The following is a 2,149-nucleotide window of genomic DNA, read 5'->3' on the forward strand; positions in this document are numbered from 1 at the left end:
CCGGGGGCGCGCCGCCCGGCGGCCCCCGCCGCGGCCTTTCGGCCGCGGCCGTACCGGGGCCGGCCGGCGGGGCCGGCCGCCCCCCCCCCGAGCCCCACCGCCCGGTGCGGCGCGGCGTCGGCCGGCGGGACGTCCCGCCAGGCGAGGTCGAACAGCGCGTCGGTGGTCGGGCCGGCGGCGCGGACCTGGTCGGCGGTGACCGGGCGGGACACCAGCGAGGCGATGCGGGCGACCCGGGCGCCGGACGGGTCGGTCAGGGTCAGGGTCACCCCGCCGCCGCTGCGGCGGGCGCGGACCCGCAGGGCCGTCGCGCCGACCGCCGAGAGGGTGACGCCGGTCCAGGCGAACGGCAGCCGGACCCCGGTCGCGTCGGGGTCGTCGTCGAGCAGGCCGACGACGTGCAGCGCGGCGTCCAGCAACGCCGGGTGTACGCCGAATCCGGTGACCTCCGTGCCGTCGGGCAGCGCCACCTCGGCGTACACCTCGTCGGCGGTGCGCCGGATCGACCGGAGGCCCCGGAACAGCGGGCCGTACTCGACGCCGAGCCGGGACAGCTCGGCGTACACGGAGTCGACGGGGACGCCCGTGGCGTCGGCCGGCGGCCAGGGCGACGGGTCGTCGGCCCGGTCCGGCGGCGCGGGGACGACGAAGCCGGTGGCGTGCCGGGTCCACTGCGCGTCGGGGTCCCCGGCGGCCCGGGAGTGGACGGTGACCGGCCGGCGGCCCTCGTCGTCGGCGGGGCCGAGGTGCACCTGCACGGCCCGGGCGCCCTGCTCGGGCAGGACCAGCGGCGCTTCGAGGGTCAGCTCGTCCAGCGCGTCGCAGCCGGCCCGGGTGCCGGCGTGCATCGTCAGCTCGACCAGGGCGGCGCCGGGGACCACCACGGAGTCCCAGACGACGTGTTCGGTGAGCCACGGGTGGGTCCGGACGGACAGTTCCGTGCCGAAGATCCGGGCGTCGTCGGCGGCCACCGTGACGGCGGCGCCGAGCAGCGGGTGGTCCACGGCGCGTACGCCGAGGCCGGGTGCCCCGACGTCGGCGGGATCGGTGGTGTTGAGCCAGTACCGCTGGTGGTCGAAGGCGTACGTGGGCAGCTCGGTCCGCCGGGGACGGGCCCCCGTCCCGGTCAGGTGCGCGGCCCAGTCGACGGGCGCGCCCGCGACGTACAGGTCGGCCAGCGCGGCGAGCGTCGTGTCGATCTCGGGCCGCCCGGCCCGCATCGTGGGGACGAACCGGACGTCGTCCGCCGCCTCGACGCAGTCCCGCGCCATCGTGGTGAGCACGGAGTCGGGGCCGACCTCCAGGAACAGCGTGACGTCCTGTTCCCGCAGGCAGCGGACCGCGTCGGCGAACCGCACCGGCTGCCGGACGTGGCGCACCCAGTAGCCGGGGTCGGCGATCTCCGCCGGGTCCGCCACGGCGCCGGTCAGGTTCGACACGATCGGCACGGCCGGTGGCCGCCAGGTCAGCCCGGCCAGCGCGGACGCGAAACCGTCGAGCATCGGCTCCATCAGCCGGGAGTGGAACGCGTGCGACACGGCGAGGGGCTTGGTGCGCCACTCCCGGTCCCGGCAGGCCGCGGCCACCGTCTCGACCTCGTCGAGCGCGCCGGACACCACCACCGCCGCCGGGCCGTTCACCGCCGCCACGTCGACGGCCGCGCCCAGCTCGTCGATCAGCCCGCGCACCCGTTCCTCGGGCGCGCCCACCGCGAGCATGCCCCCGCCGGCCGGCAACGCCTGCATCAGCCGACCCCGCGCCGCCACCAGGACACACGCGTCCTCCAGCGACAACATCCCCGCCGCGTACGCCGCCGTCACCTCACCGACCGAGTGCCCCGCGAGGAAGTCGGCCCGCACCCCCCACGACCGCAGCAGGTCCCACGACGCCACCTCGACGGCGAACAACCCCGCCTGCGCGAACACCGTCCGATCGAGCGCGGCCGACGGCCCGCCGGACCACACCACGTCCCGCAACGAACCCGACAGCTCGGCGTCGATCAGCCCGCACACCCGGTCGAAGGACTCCGCGAACACCGGGAACCGGTCGTACAGCTCCCGACCCATCCCCACCCGCTGCGAACCCTGACCCGTGAACAACACCGCCCGACGACCCGACGACACCACACCCGACGCCGCCGCACCCGACA

The 2,149-nt window shown here is 77.1% G+C and carries 1 protein-coding gene; it reads right to left on the bottom strand.

Going from position 1 to position 2,149, the window contains the following annotated elements; all coding sequences use genetic code 11:
• Nucleotides 1-2,066, bottom strand: a 2,066-nt coding sequence (locus tag ABT023_RS28965; protein WP_350889865.1) for an acyltransferase domain-containing protein, incomplete at its 3' end; no start/stop codon positions are given.
• Between the last annotated feature and the right edge of the window lie 83 nt (nt 2,067-2,149).

The organism is Micromonospora sp. NPDC002296, from assembly GCF_040296145.1.
In the GTDB taxonomy this organism is placed as follows: Bacteria; Actinomycetota; Actinomycetes; order Mycobacteriales; family Micromonosporaceae; genus Micromonospora.